General features: G+C 44.2%; 25 protein-coding genes. 18 read left to right on the forward strand and 7 right to left on the reverse strand.

Going from position 1 to position 23638, the window contains the following annotated elements:
* The first annotated feature begins 20 nt into the window (after window positions 1-20).
* Window positions 21-407, forward strand: coding sequence for a type IV pilin protein (locus JKP82_RS04685; protein ID WP_159532109.1), 387 nt, complete (start codon window positions 21-23; stop codon window positions 405-407).
* Between the two features lie 73 nt (window positions 408-480).
* Here JKP82_RS04685 and JKP82_RS04690 read toward each other — a convergent pair whose 3' ends face one another.
* Window positions 481-1050 (reverse strand): GspH/FimT family pseudopilin, encoded by a 570-nt coding sequence (locus JKP82_RS04690; protein ID WP_201299268.1) that lies wholly within the window; start codon window positions 1048-1050, stop codon window positions 481-483.
* 267 nt (window positions 1051-1317) lie between these two features.
* On the opposite strand from JKP82_RS04690, the gene nadE reads away from it, so the two are divergent.
* Window positions 1318-2151: an NAD(+) synthase gene (gene nadE / locus JKP82_RS04695; RefSeq protein ID WP_218396047.1), complete on the forward strand. Its 834-nt coding sequence runs from the start codon at window positions 1318-1320 to the stop codon at window positions 2149-2151.
* Between the two features lie 5 nt (window positions 2152-2156).
* On the forward strand, window positions 2157-2495 hold the full coding sequence (locus JKP82_RS04700) for a P-II family nitrogen regulator (RefSeq protein WP_129739438.1): 339 nt from the start codon (window positions 2157-2159) through the stop codon (window positions 2493-2495).
* Window positions 2496-2618: 123 nt separating this feature from the next.
* On the opposite strand, the gene JKP82_RS04705 is transcribed toward JKP82_RS04700, so the two are convergent.
* Together JKP82_RS04705 and ygfZ are read right to left on the reverse strand one after the other, a co-directional pair.
* A complete protein-coding gene (locus JKP82_RS04705) occupies window positions 2619-3104 on the reverse strand; it encodes an FKBP-type peptidyl-prolyl cis-trans isomerase (protein WP_159532105.1) in 486 nt (161 codons plus the stop codon).
* 53 nt (window positions 3105-3157) lie between these two features.
* Window positions 3158-4156, reverse strand: a complete 999-nt coding sequence (ygfZ, locus tag JKP82_RS04710; protein ID WP_218396049.1) for a CAF17-like 4Fe-4S cluster assembly/insertion protein YgfZ — start codon at window positions 4154-4156, stop codon at window positions 3158-3160.
* A 212-nt stretch (window positions 4157-4368) separates the two neighbouring features.
* Between ygfZ and JKP82_RS04715 the strand changes: the two genes are divergently transcribed.
* From JKP82_RS04715 to JKP82_RS04720, 3 genes are read left to right on the forward strand one after another with little or no spacing between them, the layout of a single operon-like run.
* Window positions 4369-4626, forward strand: coding sequence for an FAD assembly factor SdhE (locus JKP82_RS04715; protein ID WP_013783338.1), 258 nt, complete (start codon window positions 4369-4371; stop codon window positions 4624-4626).
* Window positions 4607-5122 carry a protein YgfX gene (locus JKP82_RS21100; protein WP_476726932.1) on the forward strand — a complete coding sequence of 172 codons (516 nt, stop codon included), beginning with the start codon at window positions 4607-4609 and terminating at the stop codon, window positions 5120-5122. Before JKP82_RS04715 ends, JKP82_RS21100 begins: the two co-directional genes overlap by 20 nt.
* Window positions 5112-5966 carry a MaoC family dehydratase gene (locus JKP82_RS04720; protein WP_159532101.1) on the forward strand — a complete coding sequence of 285 codons (855 nt, stop codon included), beginning with the start codon at window positions 5112-5114 and terminating at the stop codon, window positions 5964-5966. The genes JKP82_RS21100 and JKP82_RS04720 overlap by 11 nt, the downstream gene beginning before the upstream one ends.
* Before the next feature lie 296 nt (window positions 5967-6262).
* Here JKP82_RS04720 and nadB read toward each other — a convergent pair whose 3' ends face one another.
* Window positions 6263-7924 (reverse strand): L-aspartate oxidase, encoded by a 1662-nt coding sequence (nadB, locus tag JKP82_RS04725; protein ID WP_159532099.1) that lies wholly within the window; start codon window positions 7922-7924, stop codon window positions 6263-6265.
* A 195-nt stretch (window positions 7925-8119) separates the two neighbouring features.
* Here nadB and rpoE point away from each other — a divergent pair, with 195 nt between their 5' ends.
* From rpoE to JKP82_RS04775, 10 genes are all read left to right on the forward strand, one after another.
* Complete coding sequence (gene rpoE / locus JKP82_RS04730) at window positions 8120-8698, forward strand: RNA polymerase sigma factor RpoE (RefSeq protein WP_159532097.1); 579 nt, start codon at window positions 8120-8122, stop codon at window positions 8696-8698.
* Window positions 8699-8787: 89 nt separating this feature from the next.
* Window positions 8788-9372: a sigma-E factor negative regulatory protein gene (locus JKP82_RS04735; RefSeq protein ID WP_159532095.1), complete on the forward strand. Its 585-nt coding sequence runs from the start codon at window positions 8788-8790 to the stop codon at window positions 9370-9372.
* Window positions 9373-9407: 35 nt separating this feature from the next.
* A complete protein-coding gene (locus JKP82_RS04740) occupies window positions 9408-10598 on the forward strand; it encodes a MucB/RseB C-terminal domain-containing protein (protein WP_159532093.1) in 1191 nt (396 codons plus the stop codon).
* Window positions 10598-11038 carry a SoxR reducing system RseC family protein gene (locus JKP82_RS04745; protein WP_159532091.1) on the forward strand — a complete coding sequence of 147 codons (441 nt, stop codon included), beginning with the start codon at window positions 10598-10600 and terminating at the stop codon, window positions 11036-11038. The genes JKP82_RS04740 and JKP82_RS04745 overlap by 1 nt, the downstream gene beginning before the upstream one ends.
* A 206-nt stretch (window positions 11039-11244) precedes the next feature.
* Window positions 11245-13041, forward strand: a complete 1797-nt coding sequence (gene lepA / locus JKP82_RS04750) for a translation elongation factor 4 (protein WP_159532089.1) — start codon at window positions 11245-11247, stop codon at window positions 13039-13041.
* Complete coding sequence (gene lepB, locus JKP82_RS04755; protein ID WP_159532087.1) at window positions 13041-13946, forward strand: signal peptidase I; 906 nt, start codon at window positions 13041-13043, stop codon at window positions 13944-13946. The genes lepA and lepB overlap by 1 nt, the downstream gene beginning before the upstream one ends.
* Window positions 13946-14635, forward strand: coding sequence for a ribonuclease III (gene rnc / locus JKP82_RS04760; protein WP_159532085.1), 690 nt, complete (start codon window positions 13946-13948; stop codon window positions 14633-14635). Before lepB ends, rnc begins: the two co-directional genes overlap by 1 nt.
* Window positions 14619-15530, forward strand: coding sequence for a GTPase Era (gene era, locus JKP82_RS04765; RefSeq protein ID WP_159532083.1), 912 nt, complete (start codon window positions 14619-14621; stop codon window positions 15528-15530). The genes rnc and era overlap by 17 nt, the downstream gene beginning before the upstream one ends.
* Window positions 15531-15679: 149 nt before the next feature.
* Complete coding sequence (gene pdxH, locus JKP82_RS04770) at window positions 15680-16318, forward strand: pyridoxamine 5'-phosphate oxidase (protein WP_159532081.1); 639 nt, start codon at window positions 15680-15682, stop codon at window positions 16316-16318.
* Window positions 16319-16343: 25 nt separating this feature from the next.
* Window positions 16344-17171 (forward strand): TatD family hydrolase, encoded by an 828-nt coding sequence (locus tag JKP82_RS04775; RefSeq protein ID WP_159532079.1) that lies wholly within the window; start codon window positions 16344-16346, stop codon window positions 17169-17171.
* Window positions 17172-17222: 51 nt separating this feature from the next.
* Here the strand turns inward: JKP82_RS04775 and JKP82_RS04780 are convergent, their stop codons facing one another.
* Entirely contained in the window at window positions 17223-17840 is a 618-nt protein-coding gene (locus tag JKP82_RS04780; protein WP_218396051.1) for a hypothetical protein, read from the reverse strand.
* Between the two features lie 126 nt (window positions 17841-17966).
* On the opposite strand from JKP82_RS04780, the gene serB reads away from it, so the two are divergent.
* The gene (gene serB / locus JKP82_RS04785) at window positions 17967-18968 is read left to right on the forward strand and encodes a phosphoserine phosphatase SerB (protein WP_218396075.1); all 1002 of its coding nucleotides are present in this window, start codon (window positions 17967-17969) and stop codon (window positions 18966-18968) included.
* Between the two features lie 103 nt (window positions 18969-19071).
* Here serB and JKP82_RS04790 read toward each other — a convergent pair whose 3' ends face one another.
* Window positions 19072-21630, reverse strand: a complete 2559-nt coding sequence (locus JKP82_RS04790) for a PilZ domain-containing protein (protein WP_159532075.1) — start codon at window positions 21628-21630, stop codon at window positions 19072-19074.
* Window positions 21631-21835: 205 nt separating this feature from the next.
* Here JKP82_RS04790 and radA point away from each other — a divergent pair, with 205 nt between their 5' ends.
* Window positions 21836-23203, forward strand: coding sequence for a DNA repair protein RadA (gene radA, locus JKP82_RS04795; RefSeq protein WP_159532073.1), 1368 nt, complete (start codon window positions 21836-21838; stop codon window positions 23201-23203).
* Here radA and JKP82_RS04800 read toward each other — a convergent pair.
* Complete coding sequence (locus JKP82_RS04800; RefSeq protein WP_159532071.1) at window positions 23170-23592, reverse strand: PilZ domain-containing protein; 423 nt, start codon at window positions 23590-23592, stop codon at window positions 23170-23172. The two genes, radA and JKP82_RS04800, sit on opposite strands and share 34 nt — an antisense overlap.
* Window positions 23593-23638: the final 46 nt, after the last annotated feature.

Genomic DNA, 23638 nt, shown 5'->3' on the forward strand with positions numbered 1-23638 from the left:
CAATAGCGGGCTGCTGTACCATGGAAGGGAAAATCAATTTAATTAAGGGACGGGGTATTACGTTAATCGAGCTTTTGGTCGCCGTTGCGATTGTGGGCATTATTTCTATGTTTGCTATACCTAGCTACTCATCAACTATCGCCCTTGCGAACAAGCATGAAACCATTAGTTACTTACTTTCTTTGCAAATAAAGCAAGAAAGGTACTGGTTAAGCGAAGGTAAATACGCAGGGCTTAGTGGATTACCGGCGCCCAGTATAGACGGCGTCACATTGACATACAGCGAATCTAAGGATGGGAATTATAGCATTGCAGCGTCTTTAGGCTTTTTGGATGAGTCCAATCCTTGTCGGCTGCTAACGATCACGCCTTATGAGAATTTACCCCATGGATGTTGGGGAAGATAGCCTGTTTTTCGTACGTGGTTATGATTACTTCAACCCTAAAGGAGGCCTGCGCTATAGCAAAAATCGCAAGGCATTAGGTGCAGGTAAGGGCTGTGCCAGATAAGTCTTCGTTAACGCCATCGTTGTCACTGTCGATGGCGACGGATATTCTGCCGTAGAGTGATAATAAGAGGGCTGAAGCATATGAAGCATCTTTACTCTTTGGACAAATTGTTATGGTTGCACTGGTACTAATACTTCCTTGTTCAGAAAAAGAAATAGCACCAGAAATGCCACTGATTATGTTACCAGTATTTAACGGATCGCTGCTGGCAATAAGCGATTCGCTACTGTCTCTGCTTCCGTTTGCGTTTTCATCAATAAAGACCATTTTCGCGTTCGCCCAATCACTTACACACGTATCGTAGTTCGTGGTAGGACAAAGTATTACATCAAACTGCTCATTGACGGCACTAAACCGAGCTTGCTGTGCAATAGCGCTTAACGTATTGATATCGCCGGTCACTCTATTTTTGACTAAAATAGTATTAATAGACGGGGCAACCACCCCTACTAAAATGGCCAAAATGGCTACGGTAATTAGCATCTCTAAAAGCGTAAAACCGTACTGAAGATGCATAGTGCTAGAAGACTCTGTTTTCACTGATATTTTTTTACTAAGTTAATTTAATACTGATCATAGCGTTAGCCTCAATTTATACAACATTAGATGCAAACACGCGCGAGTATTCAAGGTAAACCAATTTGCCTCAAGAATGGTATAAAAAAAGGCATGTAGGCATACTCCAAGATACAAAAAGTAATGAATTTTAGTGATTAATGAAGTTTGAATTCTTTTACCACTAACATCTAAGGCGAGTTTATCGTAAACTCAGATATCAGGACGCCCACTCACTAATTGGACATTATAATGCAAAAACAAGCAGTTATTGAAGAAATGAAAGTGCTGCCTGAAATTGATGTGGCATTTGAAGTTACTCGTCGAGTGGCTTTCATTAAAAAGCAGCTTCTTACGTCAGGTTTAAATTCACTGGTGCTAGGCATTAGTGGCGGTATCGATTCTTGTACTTTGGGTAAATTAGCCCAGTTAGCAGTGAACGAATTAAACCAGGAAAAGCATGAAAATTTTCAGTTTGTCGCCGTTCGTCTACCTTATCAAACGCAGGCCGATGAAGCTGATGCTCAGTTGTCGATAGACTTTATTGAGCCTTCCCATTCTGTAACGGTTAATGTTCAGCCTGGGGCAGATGCCATTCACGCTTCTACCACTGAGTCATTATCAAGTGCTGGCATATTGCCTGAAAGTGAAGCAAAGCGTGACTTCGTTAAAGGTAATGTAAAAGCACGAACCCGTATGGTGATTCAGTATGAAATTGCCGGCATGGTTGATGGATTAGTGTTAGGCACAGACCATTCAGCTGAAAATATTACGGGTTTTTATACAAAGTATGGCGATGGAGCGTGCGATTTAGCGCCTTTGTTTGGGTTGAGCAAACGCCAAGTTCGACAACTGGCCTCGCACTTAGGCGCGCCGCAAACTGTTATTACAAAAGCGCCCACCGCCGATCTCGAAACTCTCGCGCCGCAAAAAGCTGATGAACAAGCCCTTGGCATGACGTACGATCAAATTGATGACTTCCTAGAAGGTAAATCAGTTTCCGCCGAGGTAGATGAAAAGTTGTTGTACATTTATCAGCGTACTCAGCACAAGCGCGTACCTATTCCAACCATTTATGATGAGTAGTTACCATGAAAAAGATTGAAGCGATAGTTAAACCGTTCAAGATGGACGATGTAAGGGAAGCATTAGCCGAAGTTGGTATTGCTGGAATGACAGTGTCTGAAGTAAAAGGCTTCGGACGACAAAAAGGACATACTGAGCTTTATCGCGGTGCCGAATATCAAGTGGATTTTCTGCCTAAAATTAAGATTGAGTTAGTGCTTGATGATGAGCGCGTCGAGCAGGCGATAGAAGCCATCGAAAACTCAGCAAAAACAGGCAAAATTGGTGACGGCAAAATATTCGTGTTTAATGTTGAAGCAGCAGTGCGTATTCGTACTGGTGAGCAAAACGAAGACGCGATATAAATAGTCGCTACTGAGTAAAGACAAAACCTTAGCGTTGCATATAGGTAACGTTAGGGCGGATATCAAAAAAGGGAGCCTTTGGCTCCCTTTTTAGTTTTATTGCACTTACGTTAGTAAGGCAAATTAGTGGTCGTGACCACAACCGCCTGGCGTATGGGCATGGCCGTGCTCTAATTCTTCCGCAGTCGCATCGCGTACATCAACCACTTCCACATCGAAAGTAAGTGGAATACCTGCAAGCGGGTGGTTACCGTCTACAACCACTTCATCATCAGATGTCTCGATAATAATAACCGATTGTTCACCTTCTGGTGTGGTTGCACGAAAAGACATGCCAACTTCAACGTCCATGCCTTCAAACATTGAACTAGGTACGCGCTGAACGAGTTCATCGATACGTTCACCGTAGGCTTTCTCTGGTTCAACAGACAAGTTGAACTTCTCGCCTTTTTCTTTCCCAACCAATGCGTCTTCTAGTCCCTCAATAAGAAAGCGGCGCCCTTGAAGCACTACAAGCGGCTCCTTACCGGCTGATGAATCAAGCTCGGTACCGTCTTCGGTTGAAACGGTGTAGTGAAGGGTGACAACGCTGTCAGAGGTTATAGTCATAATTTGTCCTGTAGTTTTGCCCTACTGGGCGGTGGTTTTAAATTTATTAATGCTTATTTACGGTTTTTCACCAATGAGCTCTTTGCCTGCTCAATGCTGTACGGTAAAGGGTTAGGGTAGCAGGTAATTTCAACTTGGTCAGCTAGGCGATGAATATCTTGCTCAGTGGTATCGTTTGAAAGCACAGCCATGAACCATGTTTCTTCGCTAAGTTCAGCCTTACGAATTACCATGCCAGCGCGACGCCAGTTCTCGCCTAATTGCTTTTCTAGCGTATCGCCAGCGTTAATGTGAAACGCTTTTGGCACTGAAAAGCTATAGGCAGCGCGCTTGTTTTTGCCTAAAAAGCGTGTGCGAGCAACCACTTCTTGGCCCATATAACAGCCTTTGTCGAAATCGATACCGTTAAGTGCCTGTACGTTCATCATCTGGGGAACGTACTCACTGATGCCAGTTTCTTGAATAGAAGGTATCGCACTTTCTATCATAATAGCATCGTATACATTTTGTTCAAAAATGGCGCCGTTAGTATCTTTTACTTTTTGCTCAAATTCAGCGACTTGTGCGCAATCCAGTACCACATAATAGCCAGCCCGCAGAGTATCACTTTTAAATACCCACCCCGCATCACTATGAACACTAGCCAATGGCTCACTCGGAAGGGTGTCGAAATAGCTACTAAGTAACATCTGCCCAAGGTTTTCACCTAAGAAAAATTGCGTGTACTGATTTGTTTCCTCGGATATATCTACCTTTGAAAACACACCATACTTATTCAACTGAGCAAGAGAGTGCGCACCTGAGTCTTTGTTGGTTAACATATAAATTGCATTTTCATGGCGACTCACAAAAGAAATAGACCAGGTCTTTCCTTTATTGTCGCAATGGGCACAATGCCTCACCGTATTCTCATCTAAGGCGTTGATGTTGACTGTCACTTGTCCATGCAGGTAGCTATCAGCTTGCTCGCCTTCTAGCTTTATCAGCATGTTGTCATTTAACTTAATTGCATAGTGCGAAGGTAAATCAGAAAGAGTCGTTAACGCTGTCATCAAAGATTCCGAATGAAGAATTTATAATGTAGTAGGTGAGGGGGTTGTGGGTTTTATCAAGGGGAACCCCTGAGATTATCGTATTTTGTGGGTAATTCGTTTATCACAAGACGCTATTGATACGAGTTTCTGTCTAAAAGGGCAGTGATCCTTCGCCCATCACCGTGGTAATATGATGATAGTGTCAAAACAATAATTAAGAATGTGGATATATGTTTGAGCCAAAAAGACGGGCTAGATTAAAGTGGGCGTGCCGCAGAGGGATGTTGGAACTTGATGTGTTGCTCATGCCTTTCGTAGATGAAGCCTTCGATTCGCTTGATTACGAACAACAAGAAATATTCGAACGCTTACTTACCAGCGACGACCCGGACTTGTTTGCCTGGTTTATGGGCCATCAGCAATGCCAAGATCCAGAGCTAGCTGGCATGGTGTCTACTATCGTTAATCGTGTCAAAGTACAGGGTTAAACTCAGTTATTCGCCGTGGCGACATGTAGTAGGAATACTCATTCTTATTACAGCTTTAGGCTTCAGTATTATAAATTTGCCTGAAGCCTTGTGGACGTGGGTAAGCCCAAGCTGGCTTTGGTTGTGCGCGCTTGTGTGTGTGCCGTTGTATATAACCTTCTGCCTGCATATATGGTGTAGGTCAAGCAAACTGACGACGGTGCCATGTAATGATGTTTACACGCTTACAGGCGATGTTACATTGCGGGCGTTGATGGTATCGGGTGAAGAGGTTTATTCGCCAGCGGTGAATCTTCACAAGTCTTCATTACTGTTCCCATGGGGTCTTACCCTCAATGTAGAACGAACTGCGCGAAAATGGTACCAGCCGTATTACGAGCATGTACGCTGGGTATTAAAAGGTGAATGCTCTGAAGCAGATTATCGGCGACTATGTCGAGCAATAATCTTCGCTCAAGGAGCGGGCCAAACAAGGAATAACATTGATGTTTCGTGAGTATGCAAAAGCTTTATTTAAACGTGTCGATACCCGACAGTTAATGCAATTCAAACCACCCACATTACCGCCTCGTATTTACACTAAGCAAATTAATGTTGATAACAAGCACTACGGGGCGTTCTGTCAGGAAGTGGCCTGGCCAGATGCTGCAACCATGCATCCTTTGTATGTGCAAATGCTGTCTCTGCCCCTTCAAATGCAGTGTTTACTTGATAAGAAAAGCCCGTTTCCGCTGCTAGGGTTAATACATGCTGCGAATCGTGTAGAAGTGCTAGAAGAATGCGATTTAAGCGACGCTTTTGAATGCCGTGTTCGATTCAGCAATGTTAAACCACACTCCCGTGGCTGGGAAGTTGATGTTTCCTTGGACGCTTTTCAACAAGGGCGCTGTGTTTACAAAGCAGTAAGTAGCTACTTGGTGAAGGTGAAAGCGGTACACGTGGCGCCCAGAGCACCTTTGCAAGATACTACCGAAGCCTGTGTTGATAGCCCTAAAAACTTGCTTGCAGAGCTTGATGTTACGGCCGATACAGGCAGACGTTACGCGAAAATTTCTGGCGACTATAATCCCATTCATTTGTTTGGGCTAAGTGCCAAAGCATTTGGCTTTAAACGCCCCATAGCGCATGGAATGTGGACACTAGCCCGCGCGTTATCATTCGTACCGGTATCCGATGGTCAGCATATTTCAGATGTGGTTTGCCGTTTTAAACGGCCCGTTATGCTGCCTTGCAGTATTAATATCTATCAAATGTGCCGAGATGAAGACCGCTCTATTTTGGAAATTACTAGCAGTGATGATCAGCAAGTACACCTAGATGCTGAAGTATCGACACTGTAGCTTGAAGCTGTTATTCCGATACGGTATCAAGTCTACTATCATCAACGGGTAAGTCAGCCTGCTTAGTTTGGTGTTTTTATAACGTGCTATATTTGCGTGCTATGACTTTGGTACTTTGTAGTAGATTTAAAAAAAAAGCAGAGTAAAACTCAAAGTCGCAATATAAATAGAAAAGCCCACTTCCTAATGTAGTGTATTGAACACGCTGTATTAGGAAGTGGGCTTTTTCGTATTTCTATTGTATATCCAAAACACGCAGATAACGCTAAGGGGACGCGTAAATTCACCCAAAACCGTTAAGAAATAAGTGTTCCTGGTACCGATGGTAAGGCATCTTTTTCGGGGCACAAAAAAGTAGGTTGAGGGTTATCAAGTTGTCCCGGGTGATCCAGGTTGAAGTGTAGACCCCGGCTTTCTTTTCGCTGCATAGCGCAGCGCACAATTAATTCAGCAACAGTCACCAAGTTTCTTAATTCAAGAAGGTTATTGCTTACCCTGAAGTGTGCGTAGTATTCAGCAATTTCTTGTTCCAGCAAGTTAATTCGGCGCATGGCGCGTTCTAACCGTTTGTCAGTACGAACAATGCCTACATAGTCCCACATAAATAAGCGTAGTTCGTGCCAGTTATGCTGAATAATAACTTCTTCATCAGAGTCTGATACCTGACTTTCATCCCAAGGCAAAATGGCTTCTTCACAGGAGGCTGAAGGTAACGAAGAGATAATATGCTCGGCGGCAGCGCTGGCAAAGACAACACATTCTAACAGCGAGTTAGATGCCATGCGGTTTGCGCCGTGTAAACCGGTATAGGCGACTTCTCCTATCGCGTACACATTGACTAAATCTGTTTTTCCATTGAAGTCGGTTACAACGCCACCGCAGCTATAATGAGCTGCGGGCACTACAGGGATAGGCTCTCGGGTAATATCTATACCTAATGAGCGGCATTTACGATAAATATTAGGAAAGTGTTTAACGATAAAGTCAGCGGGTTTATGACTGATATCTAAATACATACAGTCAGCGCCAAGGCGCTTCATTTCATAATCGATGGCACGTGCAACCACATCCCTGGGCGCTAAATCGCCACGCTCGTCAAACTTGTGCATAAAACGGGTGCCATCGGCGTGACATAAGTTCGCGCCTTCACCACGCAGGGCTTCTGTAATAAGAAAATTTCGGGCTTGCGGGTGGAATAAGCAGGTTGGATGAAACTGATTGAATTCCATGTTGGCAACACGACAACCTGCACGCCAGGCCATAGCAATGCCATCACCGCTGGAAACATCTGGGTTTGAGGTATATTGATATACTTTGCTTCCACCGCCCGTTGCCAATGAGATGAAGGGCGCGCGAATGACTTCAACGTGCTCTTGTTGGCGGTTCCACACATACGCGCCAATCACTCGCTTTTTATCGTCCTTCGATGGGATAAGGTCGATAGCGTTGTAACGTTCAAAGACGTGAATATTAGGGTGAGCAGAAACAGCATCGTTTAATGTTATTTGCAGCGCTTCACCGGTAGCATCGGCGGCGTGAAGAATACGTCTGTGACTATGCCCACCTTCACGGGTAAGGTGAAAACGTTCTTCACCAGACTCAGTTGTTTCGGTATCAAAGGGTACGCCGTATCCAATAAGCCAGCTTAACGCTTCTTTCGCTCGTTCGGTAGTAAAGCGCACGGCTGGTTCATCGCATAAGTCTCCGCCTGCTTTTAAGGTATCTTGCACATGAGCATCGATAGAGTCTTGCTCATCGAACACCGCGGCGATGCCGCCTTGGGCATAACGGGTAGACCCTTCATTACGATCGCTCTTACTGAGCACGATAACCTGACAGTGGTCGGCAAGCCTAAGTGCAAGGCTAAGCCCTGCTGCGCCGCTACCTATAATCAGTACATCACATCGATGTTCAATTGAATTTGATGTGGAAGTTAGTGAAGATGACACTGATTTCATGTATTTTTGTATATATTAAACGAGCAAAGGTTCGGCAAGTCTAAAGGATGAGTGGCAAAACACAATGATCCAGATGGCTTTCCCTCAGCATTTTTAAATATTTTTAATGCTAATACAGAACTTTTTGTAACAGTACGCGTCTATATCAATGCTTGTTAGAGCTATTGGGTAGTTGAAGTAGGAGTAATGGCTCGAATGAGCGAGCAGATAACCGACCAACAATTGGTCGAAAAAGTACAGCGTGGCGATAAAAATGCATTTAACTTACTGGTAACTCGCTATCAGCATAAAGTCATGCATTTGGTATCGCGCTATGTAAAAAACAGCGGTGATGTGGCTGATGTTACCCAAGAAGCGTTTATTAAAGCTTATCGGGCATTACCAAACTTTCGTGGCGACAGTGCGTTTTACACTTGGTTGTACCGTATCGCGGTAAACAGTGCTAAAAATTATCTGGTTGCGCAAGGAAGGAAGCCCCCCGCGAGTGATGTCGACGCAGACGAAGCAGACTTTTACGAAGGCAGTGATGCGCTCAAAGAGCAATCCACGCCAGAACGTAGTTTGTTAACGGATGAAATTGAAGAAACCTTATTTAAAGTGGTGGAAAAGTTACCCGATGACCTTCGTATGGCAATAACCCTTCGTGAAATAGAAGGGCTAAGTTATGAGGAAATTGCAAATGTGATGTCGTGCCCAGTAGGTACGGTTCGCTCTCGAATTTTCCGAGCGCGAGAGGCTATCGATAAAGTGATTCAGCCATTGTTAGAAAATTAAATATAATGAAAATGAACTTTCATTATATTGAGCAGACTAACAGCTGTGTTAGGGTATTAATTGATCACAGTTGATCAGGAAATGAATTTATGACGCAACAGCAAGAAAATTTGTCCGCTTTCATGGATGGCGAAATAGATGGCGATGCAATCATCGATGCGATTAAGCAAGATGATGAATTACAGGCCAAATGGAAACGCTACCATGTAATTAGGGGCGCAATGCGCAAAGAAGCAAGTGTCGCACCGCAGTTAGATATTACTGCTAGCGTTGCCGCCGCGCTTGAAAGTGAGCCTGCTATTGTCGCGCCAAAAGCGTCACGCTGGCGTTCAATTCCAGTACTCGGCAGCGTAGTGCCATTCGCGAAACAGTCTGGCCAGTTTGCCGTTGCTGCATCAGTTGCGGTAGCAGTGATTTTAGGTGTTCAACACTTCAATCAACCTGCGCCAACCGAGCCTTTCATGACAGCACCTACGGCAGGCCCGCAGGGTGGTTTAGCGCCAGTTAGTTTAGAGCAAACTCGCGCATTGCCTCGCAATGACATGAACGAAGTATTAGAGAAAAAGCGCAAAATTAATGCACTTATTGCCGATCACGAGCAACAAGTAAAATTGAAACAAGCGCAAGAATCTGAAACTGACGATGCCGAGGCGAGTGCAGATAACCGCCCGTAAGCAGTTCATACGACGCTCAATAAGAATATCGTTTAATGAAAATAGATTATCGTAATATCGTACCAGCGCTTTTAGTGCTGGTACGCGTGTTTTTAGCCAACGTAAAAGTAAGTATTCGCCCTCGGATTCTCATCGGTGCCATGACCTATGTCGTCATAGTGTCTTCAGGTTTATCGTTTAGCAGTGCAGCGCAAGAAAACGAATCTGCACAAAACACATCTTCAGAAAGCGCTCAAACTTCATCTTCAACCTTGCCTTTACCTGCAGATGCTTCACAAACTCCGCCCCAAGCAGTACCTCAAGCCACTGATCTGGTGGTAGTGAATGCACACCCTCAAACCACATCAGATTGGCTTATGCAATTAAGCGAAGTGGTGAAAACCCAGAACTTCGAGGTTGCTTTTGTTCAGAGCCGTGCGGGACGTGAGACCATTCCCTTTTTATGGCGGCATGGTGTGCTAGAGGATGGCACCAGCATGGAGCAACTCAATTTACAAAACGGGCCAGGCCGCGAGCAAATTCGTGTTAATGGTATAGTCAGTGTGTTTGAACCTGATGTGTCACCTTATAGTCTTCGTTCTGAATTTATCAATGGGCCAATTCCCAGCGAACTTCTTCATCATCCTGAGAGATTGAAAAGCGGTTATGAATTTGTCTCTGTGGGCCGAGCCCGTGTTGCAGGGAGACCTGCTCAACAAATCCGTATTGTCAGTCGCGATAATAGTCGTTTTAGCTATCAACTATGGTTAGACGAAGATTCAGGCATGGTATTGAAACTTAATATGCTTGATTTACAGGGCGGATTATTAGAGCAAATACAAGTGACTTCGCTTAAAATAACCGATACCCCTGATGAGTATTTTGCACGAATTAATCAGGCGTCTTTACCCAAACCGATGGCATTAACGCAAAAGCAATCTCGCCAACCTAATTGGGAAGTTAAGTATTTGCCTAATGGTATGGAAGAAGTACGCGGCGATACCCGCCGGTTAGCGCTAACTGGGCAAGTGGTAGAGTATAAAATGTACAGTGATGGGTTGGTAGATGTGTCTGTTTATGTGCAACCAGCAAAAGATGCCCTTGGTGGTGATTTAGTGCTTAGGAACGACTTGAGTACTTTTTTAACCCTTACTGATGGAAATACGCAAGTGACAGTGGTGGGTGAAATACCCCTGCAAACCGCTAATGCTATTGCTACCTCACTTTCCCCAACGGCGGAAAAATAGTGATTACCGAAACCGCGCGTGTTGTCGCTGTAGAGGGTGATCTTATTACCGTCGAGGCTGCCATTAAATCAACCTGTAGTAGTTGCCAAGCGCAAAGTGACTGCGGAACGGGTGCCATTTCCAGAGCGTTAGCGCCGAAAACTCAGCAGCTAACGTTGCGTTCACCAATGCCGGTAGTGATAGGGCAAGATGTGACAGTGGGTGTGCCTGAAGCAGGAGTGTTAAGTGCCTCGGCGTGGCTGTATTTATTACCCTTAATGGTTTTCATCGCAGTTTTTGCATTTGCGAATGCCACGCTATCTTCCATTGGGCTTAGTCATGAATTGTGGGGTTTACTCCCCGCCGCGACGTTTACCTTTGTAACTTATAAAGCCATCGCATTTAAGCTTAAACGACTTGATAAAGGTAAGTTTCAACCCGTACTGTTGAATACTATTTAGCGTAATACTTGCGCTAATTCGGTATTATTATGACGAAAATGGCTACTTTGGCTTACACTATTTCTATCTTTGGCAATATAACCCACAAGCTTATTCGCTTTTGTGTAAAGAAATGGGTAAAATCCGCACGCGCTAGCTACAACACAAACAATAGCTACCATTCTTTTTTATATTAATGAATTTTTCTGCAGGTAATTTCCAGCATTATGCAACAATCGCACATTCGTAACTTCAGTATTATTGCTCATATCGATCACGGTAAATCGACTCTTTCTGACCGCCTTATTCAACATTGTGGCGGGCTAGCCGATCGTGAAATGGCTGAACAGGTTCTTGATTCAATGGACTTGGAGCGGGAGCGTGGAATTACTATTAAAGCACAAAGCGTAACGCTTAATTACACTGCTAAAGACGGTGAAGTTTACCAGTTGAACTTCATCGACACTCCCGGACACGTAGACTTTACGTACGAAGTATCTCGCTCACTTGCCGCATGTGAAGGTGCATTGTTGGTGGTTGATGCAGGGCAGGGTGTTGAAGCACAAACATTAGCCAACTGCTATACTGCCATGGATATGGACATGGAAGTGGTGCCTATTTTAAATAAAATAGATTTACCACAGGCGGAACCAGAGCGCGTAGCCGAAGAAATTGAAGACATTGTTGGTATAGATGCCATTGACGCTGTGCGCTGCTCGGCGAAAACAGGTATTGGTATTGAAGATGTCCTTGAAGTTATAGTAAATAAAATTCCTCCTCCGGGCGGTAACCGTGAAGAGCCGCTAAAAGCGCTTATCATTGATTCATGGTTCGACAACTACCAAGGGGTAGTGTCATTAGTTCGTATCGTAGAAGGTGAGCTTTCTAAGAAAGACAAAATTCAAATCATGTCGAATGGTCAAACTCACCAAGTTGATAAAATTGGTGTGTTTACCCCCAAAGCTTTAGATACAGGCGTACTTCGCGCTGGTGAAGTAGGCTTTATTATTGCGGGTATTAAAGACATCCAAGGCGCACCGGTTGGCGATACTATTACCCTAGCAAGACAACCCGCTGTAGGTGCTTTACCTGGATTTAAGAAAGTTAAGCCGCAGGTTTACGCAGGTATTTTCCCGATCAGTTCAGATGACTACGAAGATTTTCGTGATGCGTTAGCTAAACTAAGCTTGAACGATGCTTCATTATTTTATGAGCCAGAAAGCTCGCAAGCGCTAGGCTTTGGATTCCGCATTGGGTTCCTGGGCATGCTTCACATGGAAATTATTCAAGAGCGTTTAGAACGGGAATACGATCTTGGTCTTATTACTACAGCACCCACGGTAATCTACGAAGTAGAAACCACAAAAGGTGAAATTTTAAGCTGTGATAACCCGTCTAAATTACCGGCGGTAAACGATATTGCCGAAATTCGCGAGCCATTGGTTGAAGCGAACATTCTGGTACCGCAGGAATACCTAGGTAACGTCATTACGTTGTGCGTTGAAAAGCGTGGTATGCAAACCGCTATGACGTATCACGGTAAGCAAGTGGCAGTAACCTATGAGTTGCCTATGGCTGAAGTGGTGCTCGATTTCTTCGATCGTTTGAAATCAACGAGCCGTGGTTTTGCCTCTCTTGATTATAACTTCAAGCGTTTCCAAGTCTCTGACATGGTACGTGTAGATATTATGATTAATGGCGAGCGCGTAGACGCGTTAGCGATGATAACCCACCGTGATAATTCACAAGGTCGTGGGCGTGAATTGGTTGAAAAACTGCGTGAGCTTATTCCTCGTCAGATGTTTGATATCGCTATTCAAGCCGCTATTGGCAATCATATTATTGCCCGTAGTACGGTGAAACAGTTACGTAAAAACGTTATCGCCAAGTGTTACGGTGGTGACGTGAGTCGTAAGAAAAAACTGCTTCAAAAGCAAAAAGATGGAAAGAAAAGAATGAAACAGGTAGGTAATGTTGAATTACCGCAGGATGCATTCCTGGCAATTTTGAAGGTAGGTAAGTAATGGCCAATTACTTTTCGCTTATTTTAGTACTTCTAACGCTAACCACGGGGCTTGTTTGGCTGGTGGATAGTATGGTGTTTGCACCAAAACGAAAGGCGCGGTTACAGGAATTAGCAAAAGCGGAAGGGGTTAACTTTGCAGGCGAACCCCAACTTCCTTACTTGGTTGATACCTCGCAGCAAATATTTCCGGTTATCGCTTTTGTATTAGTGTTGCGTTCGTTTATTTACGAACCATTTCAAATACCATCAGGCTCGATGATGCCAACCTTGTTGGTGGGCGACTTTATTCTGGTTGAGAAGTTTTCTTATGGGATAAAAGACCCGGTTTTTCGCAGTAAACTAGTGGAAACCGGTGTACCAGAACGCGGCGATGTCGTGGTATTTAAATACCCTGAAGATACCTCAGTAGATTACATCAAGCGTGTTATCGGGGTGCCTGGCGACACTGTGGTGTATCAAGATAAGCAGGTTTATATCAAGTCGAAATGCGAAGGTGCTGTGAAAAACTGCGGGAAGCTTACGGCTATGCCGCTAGATTTCGTCGGCCGAGACGAATTTGTTCAAGACATGGCTAAGCTTATGCGTTACACCGAAACGCTAGGTGATAATGAACACGACATACTGCGCCACCCTGTCAGAGAGATTTCTTCAAGTAACTTCTATACTCAACCAGGTACACGTAGCAATGAATGGATTGTACCTGATGGTCATTATTTCGTATTGGGCGATAATCGTGACAACAGCCGAGACAGCCGTTTTTGGGGCTTTGTACCGGACGAAAACTTAGTAGGTAAAGCTGTTGCCATTTGGATTTCATTTGAATTCGAACGCGACCGCGACAGTGTTTTACCAACATGGATCCCAACGGGCGTTAGATTTGAACGCGTAGGTGGCATTAATTAATGCAGGGTATTGATAAATATATTCGCTTAAGTAAAGCGTTAGGGTACACATTTAATAATGTAGCCTTGCTAGAGCAAGCGTTAACCCACAGAAGTGCTGCAAAGCAGCACAATGAAAGATTAGAATTTTTAGGCGATGCTATTTTAGGTATGGTTATTGGTGAAACCTTGTTTAAGCGTTTCCCAGACGTACCAGAAGGTAAGCTTACCCGTATGCGTTCAACCTTAGTAAAAGGTGATACGTTGGCCGAATTGGCCCGTGAAGCGAGTATGGGTGAGTTACTACACCTTGGTCCCGGTGAGCTTAAAAGCGGTGGTCATCGTCGCAGTTCAATATTGGCAGACGCGGTGGAAGCTGTGTTAGGCGCAATTTACTTGGACTCAGGGATGGATGAGGTCTGTAACGTTATTTACCATTTATGGGAAAGCCGTATTGAAGCGTTAAACCCCAATGCGCACCCTAAAGACAGCAAAACCCGTCTTCAAGAATACCTGCAAGGCCGTAAACTGCCTTTACCGTCCTATGAAGTTATCTCTATTTCAGGGAAAGATCACGCTCAAGTTTTTGAAGTTAGCTGCACAGTGACGACGTTAGATAAGCCCGTTTCGGCATCTGGAAATAGCCGAAGAAAAGCCGAGCAGGAAGCAGCAAGACTTACCTTGGAGACACTCGATGACACAGCCAAATGATACAACCCGATGTGGCCTAGTCGCTATTGTAGGGCGCCCCAATGTAGGTAAATCGACACTGCTTAATAGATTGCTTGGGCAAAAAGTGAGTATTACGTCGCGTAAACCACAAACTACCCGTCACCGTATTTTAGGTATCGATACTGAAGGCGATTATCAAGCCATCTACGTCGATACTCCAGGCCTTCATAGCGAAGAAAAAAGCGCCATGAACCGTTATATGAACCGAGCCGCTTCAAGTTCTCTTGCCGAAGTGGGTTTGGTGTTGTTCGTGATAGAAGGTACACGCTGGAACGACGACGATGAAATGGTGTTGTCTAAAGTGAAAGCCTCAGGTCTACCTTGCTACCTTATCGTCAACAAGATGGATAAAGTAGAAGATAAAGAAGCCTTTATGCTCCATCTTCAAGGCCTATCAGAAAAATATAAGTTCGAACATATTATCCCCATTAGCGCGAAACAGGGCAAAATGGTGGATGATATCCGAGAACTTGTTGCCAATAGCCTGCCTGAAAGTGAGTTTTTCTTCCCCGAAGATTACATTACCGATCGCTCAAGTCGCTTTATGGCCGCTGAAATCATTCGCGAAAAGTTAATGCGCTTTACCGGGGATGAACTTCCTTATGCTACAACCGTAGAAATTGAACAGTTTAAGCTAGCTGAAAACGGCGTATACCGTATCAGTGGTCTTATTCTTGTAGAGCGTGAAACGCAAAAGCGTATGATTATAGGCAAGGGTGGCAAGCACCTGAAAACCATTGGTGAACATGCCCGCAAAGATATGGAAAACCTGTTTGATAATAAAGTTTTCTTAGAAATGTGGGTTAAAGTGAAACAAGGTTGGGCTGACGATGAACGTGCTCTACGTTCGTTAGGTTATTCAGACGATAGTTAGCACTCAGCAATTATCTGTTTTGGGCTCAACGGAATACGCGTTAGCCCAAAACATAATTTAAAAAGTGTAGCCCAAATCATAAGCCCAAACGTATCAGCTAAAAAATCAGCGAGCATCCATTAGTCACAAAGCAATAAAAAGGGGTAGGTATGGCAATTTCTGATATGCGCAGACAGTATGCAAAAGGGAGTCTGCAAGATACAGATCTCACCGCGGATCCTTTTTCATTATTTGACCGTTGGCTAAAAGATGCCATCACCGCTGAAATTCCCGATCCTACCGCTATGACAGTGGCAACGGTTGATGCCACAGGACAGCCTTCTCAACGTATCGTGCTATTAAAAGATGTAAGTGAAGCAGGGTTTGTCTTTTTCACTAATTTAGGCAGCCGTAAAGCAAAAGAGCTTAGTCAAAACCCTAAGGTTTCATGTCATTTCCCCTGGTTTTTCATGGAGCGACAAGTGAGAGTGTGCGGTGTAGTAGAAAAGCTTTCCTTTAAGGAAAACGCGGCCTACTTCCTTTCTCGCCCTAAAGACAGCCAGTTAGCAGCTTACGCGTCTGAGCAAAGTAAGCCTATTAGCAGCCGTGAACTATTGCATACCCAGTTTGCCCAAATGAAACAAAAGTTTGAAAACAAAACGCTACCTGCACCTGACTTTTGGGGCGGCTTTCGTATTGTTCCTCACCAAATCGAATTTTGGCAAGGCGGTGAAGACAGGTTACACGACCGCTTTGAATACAACCGTGATGAAAATGGCAACTGGAACACTCAGCGTTTAATGCCTTAAGAGGTATTAATCATGGCATTCTTTAATGATTGATAGCCACTGCCATTTAGACTTGCCAGCATTTCAAGGTGACTGGCAGTCGGTGATAAGCCACGCAACCAGCGCAGGCCTAACGCGCATTCTTATTCCTGGTACGCAAGTGTCGCAGTGGTCAACTCAACTCGCTATCCAATCCTATGCCAACCAAAATACGAAACCTATTTCGATAGATATCGCGTGTGGTCTGCACCCTTACTTCTTGTCTACCCACGAAACTGATAATGACAGCGCGTTAAGCATCCTAGAACGGCTTTTGTCTCAATCTAGTGCTCGTATGGTAGCATTAGGTGAAATCGGCTTAGATGGTCACATAGCGTTACCTATGCTGCGTCAAAAAGAGATATTTGAAGTGCAGTTACGTTTAGCGAGTGAATACGCCCTTCCTGTTATTTTGCATCATCGAAAAAGCCATCATCTTATTTTTGAAAGTCTTAAAAAAACAGGATTTGCAGAAGGCGGCGTTATTCATGCATTTTCTGGCAGTATAGAGGTGGCCAAAGCGTATATTGAGAAAGGTTTTTATATTGGCGTAGGGGGGACCATTACCTATGACAGAGCGAAGAAGACGAAAGAAACCATCGTTTACTTACTTAAGCACCACCCAGACCGATTACTACTTGAAACTGATTCGCCTGATATGCCCATGCAGGGGCGACAAGGCGCTCGAAACAGCCCTGAATACCTTGGGGAAGTGCTAGAAGCACTGGGTAAACTTGGGGAGTATGATACACAAACACTAGACGCCATTACCACGCAAAATTACTTCACGCTTTTTCACAACACGCTTTTTCGTAATAGCCAGAAAAAGGCCTAAAACAGGTGAAGTTTGCTGGCTTGGATTAATTGAAATTAGCAAAAATGTCACTCAAGACTGAAAAACTCGAATTATCCACGGGCGAAACTTATAAAACCCTCGTGTTATATAAACACCCACAATCAGCGCCAACACAATAACGGCGCTAATAATAAGCCACAATTGCTGGCGAAGCGTTAACGGACTGGAAAGTACCACCTCAGTGTCGATATTGACGTTCAAATAGCCAATTACCTTGCCGTTATCATCGAGAATTTTTTCAACATGAGTATTGGGAGCAACGTCCCGTTCTCGGGCTAACGCTACCACACTGTCGACTCTTGGTAAGGGCGCAATATAAATGCCTTGGGCATTAAATACGCTTAAAGAGATAACGGCGGGTTCTTCTAATGCAATGGCAATTAAACGGGCTAGTTGAACCGTGTCTTGTGCCACTAATGCAGGCTGTAAGATTTTTGAATATTGACTGCTAATGCTGGTACCCGGTTGGGCCGTTTGTACGTCAACCCAATGGGTCTGGTACTGCTGGTACATGAGAAATAGACCCACTGCCAATGCCACCGCGGTAGCCATGATAATAGTATGGATAAGCCGCTTGAACGCAGTGTAAGCTGAGTGTGAAACGCTGTGTTTGTGAGCAATGCGTTCGCTTTCTAAGTGGTTCAGCATTTCGCCTTAATTTCCTTTATCTTTATGCGCTAACAGTAGGGTAATTTTGACTAATTTGAAAGTGTGTATTTCCACATGTGTAATGTTTGGGTAGCATATGGGCAAGACTAACAAAGGTTTGAATAAATAGTGATCACGTTTTTAAACGAAATACCGCCGAATGCGATGCATGATACCTCTTTTTTATCTACGCAGCTTACCACAAAGTCGCCCAGTGAGGATGAAGCTGGTCTTTCCATTCTAACCATTATCGGTCAAGCATTAACCCCATACATTGTTAGTCAGGTTGTTGAAGGGTTTAGCGACGTTTTTGAGGCTACATCAATTCACTTACATCCGTTCCACAATAAACTCGGTGATGGCGTGGTGGTAGTGAAAGGCCGCTTAAGTGAAAACGCCGACTCCCAAGCTGATACTACAGTGCCAGCCCTAGTAGCGACATTATCGGCCCGATATCACGTGGATTTAGGCATTCAAGATACTCAACCATCGCTCAACGAGCCAGGCCTTCTCGTGATGGATATGGACAGTACATTAATTGATATTGAGTGCATTGATGAAATTGCCAAACTAGCGGGCGTCGGTGAGCAAGTGGCTGCTGTAACCGAACAGGCCATGCGTGGCGACATAGCATTTAATGATAGCTTGAATCATCGAGTGGCCTGCCTAGATGGTGTACCAGAGCAACAGCTTCAACAAATACGTGATAGCTTGCCCATCATGCCAGGTGTACAGCTGCTGATTGCTATTCTAAAACAATACAATTGGAAGCTTGCTATTGCTTCAGGTGGTTTTACTTATTTTGCCAACCATTTAAAAGCCCGTTTAGATCTTGATGAAGCGGTTTCAAATACTTTGGTGATAGAGCAGGGCATATTGACCGGCGAAGTGTCTGGCGAAATTGTGAATGCTGAAGTAAAAGCGCGAACCGTGAAAGCGTTGGCCGAACGTTGGGGAGTTCCGAGCGCTCAAACGGTTGCCATGGGCGACGGTGCAAACGATTTAGTGATGATGGCCGAATCGGCGTTAGGGGTGGCGTGCCATGGAAAGCCAGTTGTGAACGAAAAAGCTGACGTTGCTATTCGATTGGGCAGCCTACATTGCCTATTGTACTTTTTGTCTTTGTAGATGATCGTTGACTAGGATGCATATTTGATTACTAGCAGCGCTGTGTTAAGCGCGAAGAATAAGTAGTAAGCACAAGCTCTGAAGGTTGTATCAGAGCTTGTTTTTATTTCGCAAATGCTTGGTCTTGTAATAATGCTTGAATACCGGACTGAGCGCGCTCTTCTGCTTTCGCTTTAGTGTCTCGGTTAGCGGTAATGGTGTCGTCATCGAATTCATATCTAATCAATACTTCATCGGTTACATCAATTAAGTGTGAACAAGCGGCTAAGCTCCAAAGCTTATTTTCAAGCTCCTTAGCACGGTGAATAGCATACACGCTAACGTAATTTATCTCTGTTTGTAACATCGATAAATCCGGTTTTCCTGTAGTGGTAAGCATCACGTGAATAGCAATAAATTGCCCTCGGTTTAACGCTTCAGTAATGAAGGTCTTACGCTGCTCATTATTCTCAAACCGGTGAGAATAGCGCGGAATAATAGCCATGCGAGGATCTTTTTGCTTGGCATCAAAAGAGATTAAAAGCTCTTGACGCAAGGGCATATTTTCCAGCTTCACCTGCTTAATACCGCTTTGCATGAAAGGGGTATCTAGCTTTCTGTCTCTGAATAAGAACTCTAAATTTACCTGACGCTTTTCCGTTAAGTAGGAGACTAGGCTTGAAACCCGTTCGTCCTGTTTTCCGATGATGCCCGCCTGCGGTGTGTACCTAACCCCTTCCTTGCTCATTAAGAAGGATAGTGAGGTCGCATTACGCGCATTAATACAGCGAAGTGCCTGACCCATACCCGGCAATTCTTCCTCGCCAGAGTCTTCTTTCAAGCTGTGTTTGTTCTTTTTAATCAGTTCTTCAAAAAACGCTCTAGCCCCTTTTCCAGCTTCACCCGTCGCGGCTTTTAAGTGCAGAATATTTTTCTCAGCGTTGTGGTAAATGACCGAGTATTGCAAATTCATTACGTTAAAGTTTTGCGTAATCTGCTGAAGGCGGGGGAAGGACACTTCAACTTGCCCTTCTAATTCACCGTCGTACTCCTTATTCAATTCAACACGAAGTCCCAATCCATGAACCGAGATATCTTCACTTACGCCAATGTGTACGCTGTCGTCATGAGGTATCCTAAGCTCGATTTGAGACCGCAAACGGTAGCGAGATTCTAAACGCTGATCTTCATACTTAAATCGGAATAACTCAACATTCGGGGTCTTCTGATTTCTAGGGTGACCAAAAACGCGAAGATGAGAAAGGCTGTCGCGGTTGAACTGTAATTCGTTGTACGCCTGTTGCCCATATATCGAAGTAACGTCAGTAACGTGAAGCAAGTATTTAAGGTTTTTCAACTTCGACATAACCCGAGGCGAAGGCGGTGTATTTTGGCGTTTTATTTTCGATCCCACAGAGTCTGGAATAGACAAGGGGGTATGGGCTTGCTCAGGTTGCATGTCGGTTAAGGTAAGCTTAAATACTCGCCAGCTGACCTTTTTGGAGCCAAAGCCTAAAAAAACCTGTTTTAGCATGTCTTTTTCTACAAGCTGCTCGTAAGAGGCCGAGTAAAAAAAGACTTTGTCATTTTGTAAATGGGTAAAGCTGAACACGAATATTTCGCGACGATGCGCAGGCATAGCGTGCAAGGTGTTCAATCTATTTTGTGACAGCAGAAAACCTAAGCGACACTCATCTTCTTCATCTTGCCAGTAGTTCACAGTTTCACGGTTAACTTCGTTAACCATAGCGAAACGAGGGATAAGCCGCTCTTCAATTACATCGATATAAATAGGCAGAGTAGGGCTTCTTGGCGAAAAGTACTGTTCACACGTTTTACTGGTTATTGCTTCGATGGTGTTGTTCATATTCACTTTATAACGGCGTTTATTTCCGTGAATAAAGCTTTCTAAAAACTTATCGAAACTGGGAGATGGGCGCTCTGTCGCGCGCTGTAAAGCTAAGTAGATAACATCTTTTTTGCGAACTGTTTTCACAAGACGGTAAGCAATGCCATTTTTCTTATCCATGGCAAACTCACCTTCAAGCCCACGGAAGTAGACTTGTAACAGCTCATTTTGTTTAAACAGCGCTTCTTTGGTGAGTTTGACTTGCAACCCTTCTAGCGACACATCAACGCTTAAGCCTTTAATCGAGTGATTACTTTCATTGAATAGCTCTACCGCAACAGCAAAGTTCATACGTTCTGTGCTGCGTTGACGATAATCTAGTAGGTTTACCGTTGGCACTTTAAACTGCTCTAAAATTGCAGAGCCTTTTTTGCGCGACGTATTTGAGGTTGTGCCTTTATCCCGCGCTTCCTCTGCTTTCTCACGAATAATGCGGTAATTGTTTTCAGTATTTTGAACGGCTTCGTAAACACCGAAAGTGTACCCACCAAATATCCTAATTTGCTCTTCGAATTTATCGACGGCAATTTCATCCATGTAATGGGTTCTGCCATCATGTAAGTAGCTGTTGCACTTACCATCTACTTGGCCACGTAAGTCTATTGATCGCATACAGGGTTTCGCAAGGCGTTTCACTTCCATTTTTAATAGAAAGCGTTTTTCCTTGGGAATATCACCACCAATTTGTAAAAGAACCTTATTGAATTCAGGCTCATTTACCAGTGGTTTCAATTGCTCAATTATGTCAGCGTACTGCTGTAAATCTTGGCTCATGTATGCACAACTTAGTTACTTTCTATTATTATAGACATTATTATTATCGGCACGAATGCTAAACCCATTAATAAACAGTGTTTTGCAAACTGCAACGCGAATGACGACTGGGATGAGAGTCTGACAAAACTGTTAGATGGGTTAGTGTGCCTTGGTATCTTAATAAGATAGAATACTCTTTTTCACGCTGGGATAAAACTGGAATATGGCAAAACGAAAAACGGCTTATGTATGCTCAGATTGTGGGGCTGAATTTCCACGCTGGCAGGGGCAGTGTTCTGAATGTAAAGCATGGAACACCATTAGCGAGTTTGTAGTAAGTAGCGCCAAAACCAATTCAAAACCAACTTTATCAGGTTACGCTGGGCAAACTGCCGCTAAAATAGAAATGCTCAACGCGATTGATTTGGAATCACTACCGCGATTTAGCGCAGGGTTTAAAGAACTAGACAGGGTATTGGGCGGTGGTATCGTGCCCGGCGCCGCTATGTTAATTGGCGGCTCCCCTGGGGCCGGTAAAAGTACACTATTACTTCAGGTAATGTGTCAAATGGCACAAACTGAAACGGCTTTATACGTAACAGGGGAAGAGTCGCTTCAGCAAGTAGCTATGCGTGCTAAGCGCTTGAACCTGCCCGATGATAAGCTAATGATGTTGGCGGAAACCAGCGTAGAAACTATCTGCGATCTGGCGTTAACCAAAAAACCTAAAATCATGGTTATTGATTCCATTCAGGTTATGCATGTGGCCGATGTGCAATCTGCACCAGGCAGTGTATCTCAGGTTAGAGAAAGTGCGGCCTATTTAACCCGCTTTGCAAAACAACACCATATCTCAATGTTTCTAGTAGGCCATGTAACCAAAGACGGCAACTTAGCTGGTCCGAAAGTGCTAGAACATTGTATTGACAGCTCAATGATGCTAGAAGGCGAGAGTGATGGGCGCTATCGTACGTTGCGTAGCCACAAAAACCGTTTTGGCGCTGTAAACGAATTAGGCGTATTTGCGATGACAGAAAAAGGGCTTAAAGAGGTGAATAACCCTTCTGCTATTTTTCTAAGCCGTGGCGAAAATGAAACCCCTGGATCGAGCGTTATGGTGATTTGGGAAGGCACGCGGCCGCTATTGGTAGAAATACAGGCTTTGGTGGATTATTCACAAATGTCTAATCCTAGGCGGATTGCTGTGGGGCTTGATCAAAACCGGTTGTCGATGTTATTAGCGGTATTGCATCGTCACGGTAATGTACAAATGAATGACCAAGACGTATTTGTGAATGTGGTTGGTGGCGTGAAGGTGAGTGAAACCAGCGCTGACTTGGCATTACTTTTAGCAATGGTATCGAGCTTTCGAAATCGCTCTTTGCCCAGAGATTTAATTGTATTTGGAGAAGTTGGACTAGCCGGAGAAATCAGGCCTGTTCCCAATGGCACTGAGCGCATTATTGAAGCTGCTAAACATGGTTTCAAACGTGCGATTGTGCCAAAGGCAAATGCGCCTAAACAGGCAGTAAATGGTATGAAAGTTATTCCTGTGTCTCAGCTTAGCGATGCGTTAGACGCATTAGAGTAAACCGCTTCAATTAGCGCGTTTAGTTCCTTTTCATTTAAATCAGCATCTTGGCTGTTAAGCAGTATTAAGCGCCTAAGTGCGCTTATGCTGTCCACATCCATTTGAGATACTTTGCAGCCTAAAGATACCGAATCTTTGCGGGTATCGTTCTGTCGATACAGTTGCTCAATATGCAGGGTGATAACCGGGCTGTCTTCATTTGCTCTGAAAGTGGCAGTGTAAGGATCGTGACTGTCGAAGGGCAATTCGTTAAGTGCATCTTCGTTTGCGCTTAATTTTACGCCTTGAAGAGAGACATCAATAATAATGACATCAATGCGCTTATCATGATGGGCGAGTGTTCCTTTTACGGCCAATGGAATACGTGTAAATAAGCGTTTGTCTGACATAACTTCCTCAAGCTTGAAAATCTTTGATTCACTCAGTATTAGTGAT

It is taken from the genome of Alteromonas lipotrueae (genome assembly GCF_019249215.1).
Taxonomy (GTDB): Bacteria; Pseudomonadota; Gammaproteobacteria; order Enterobacterales; family Alteromonadaceae; genus Alteromonas; species Alteromonas lipotrueae.

Coding starts and splice junctions, on each gene's coding strand:
- JKP82_RS04685 (WP_159532109.1), top strand. CDS start 21: ATGGAAGGGAAAATCAATTTAATTAAGGGACGGGGTATTACGTTAATC.
- nadE (WP_218396047.1), top strand. CDS start 1,318: ATGCAAAAACAAGCAGTTATTGAAGAAATGAAAGTGCTGCCTGAAATT.
- JKP82_RS04700 (WP_129739438.1), top strand. CDS start 2,157: ATGAAAAAGATTGAAGCGATAGTTAAACCGTTCAAGATGGACGATGTA.
- JKP82_RS04705 (WP_159532105.1), bottom strand. CDS start 3,104: ATGACTATAACCTCTGACAGCGTTGTCACCCTTCACTACACCGTTTCA.
- ygfZ (WP_218396049.1), bottom strand. CDS start 4,156: ATGACAGCGTTAACGACTCTTTCTGATTTACCTTCGCACTATGCAATT.
- JKP82_RS04715 (WP_013783338.1), top strand. CDS start 4,369: ATGTTTGAGCCAAAAAGACGGGCTAGATTAAAGTGGGCGTGCCGCAGA.
- JKP82_RS04720 (WP_159532101.1), top strand. CDS start 5,112: ATGTTTCGTGAGTATGCAAAAGCTTTATTTAAACGTGTCGATACCCGA.
- nadB (WP_159532099.1), bottom strand. CDS start 7,924: ATGAAATCAGTGTCATCTTCACTAACTTCCACATCAAATTCAATTGAA.
- rpoE (WP_159532097.1), top strand. CDS start 8,120: ATGAGCGAGCAGATAACCGACCAACAATTGGTCGAAAAAGTACAGCGT.
- JKP82_RS04735 (WP_159532095.1), top strand. CDS start 8,788: ATGACGCAACAGCAAGAAAATTTGTCCGCTTTCATGGATGGCGAAATA.
- JKP82_RS04740 (WP_159532093.1), top strand. CDS start 9,408: ATGAAAATAGATTATCGTAATATCGTACCAGCGCTTTTAGTGCTGGTA.
- lepA (WP_159532089.1), top strand. CDS start 11,245: ATGCAACAATCGCACATTCGTAACTTCAGTATTATTGCTCATATCGAT.
- lepB (WP_159532087.1), top strand. CDS start 13,041: ATGGCCAATTACTTTTCGCTTATTTTAGTACTTCTAACGCTAACCACG.
- rnc (WP_159532085.1), top strand. CDS start 13,946: ATGCAGGGTATTGATAAATATATTCGCTTAAGTAAAGCGTTAGGGTAC.
- era (WP_159532083.1), top strand. CDS start 14,619: ATGACACAGCCAAATGATACAACCCGATGTGGCCTAGTCGCTATTGTA.
- pdxH (WP_159532081.1), top strand. CDS start 15,680: ATGGCAATTTCTGATATGCGCAGACAGTATGCAAAAGGGAGTCTGCAA.
- JKP82_RS04775 (WP_159532079.1), top strand. CDS start 16,344: ATGATTGATAGCCACTGCCATTTAGACTTGCCAGCATTTCAAGGTGAC.
- JKP82_RS04780 (WP_218396051.1), bottom strand. CDS start 17,840: ATGCTGAACCACTTAGAAAGCGAACGCATTGCTCACAAACACAGCGTT.
- JKP82_RS04790 (WP_159532075.1), bottom strand. CDS start 21,630: ATGAGCCAAGATTTACAGCAGTACGCTGACATAATTGAGCAATTGAAA.
- radA (WP_159532073.1), top strand. CDS start 21,836: ATGGCAAAACGAAAAACGGCTTATGTATGCTCAGATTGTGGGGCTGAA.
- JKP82_RS04800 (WP_159532071.1), bottom strand. CDS start 23,592: ATGTCAGACAAACGCTTATTTACACGTATTCCATTGGCCGTAAAAGGA.